The sequence below is a fragment of the Streptomyces sp. NRRL S-31 genome (genome assembly GCF_000718775.1).
In the GTDB taxonomy this organism is placed as follows: domain Bacteria; phylum Actinomycetota; class Actinomycetes; order Streptomycetales; family Streptomycetaceae; genus Streptomyces.
This window is the reverse complement of the sequence record NZ_JOCB01000294.1, coordinates 1-268: the sequence shown is the minus strand read 5'-3', so window position 1 is coordinate 268 and position 268 is coordinate 1. Positions and strand designations below refer to the sequence as shown.

1 protein-coding gene is annotated in these 268 nt (G+C 70.5%); it reads right to left on the bottom strand.

Annotated elements, in window-relative coordinates; translation table 11 throughout:
• Window positions 1-268: hypothetical protein (locus IF37_RS0138710; protein WP_158727474.1), on the bottom strand; the 268-nt coding region annotated here is incomplete at both ends.

Sequence of the window (268 nt, the reverse complement as noted above, 5' to 3'; positions counted from 1 at the left end):
CCGGCCACTCCCGCGCCTCCGTCAGCAGCCGCACCCGCCCCGACTCCCAGTCCACCTTCGACGACGGCCGGTCCACGTGCAGCGTCCTCGGCAACACCCCGTGCCGCATCGCCAGCACCATCTTGATCACACCCGCCACACCCGCCGCGGCCTGCGTATGCCCGATGTTCGACTTCACCGACCCCAGCCACAACGGCTCCACCCGCTCCTGGCCATAGGTCGCCAGCAACGCCTGCGCCTCGATCGGATCACCCAGCGTCGTCCCCGT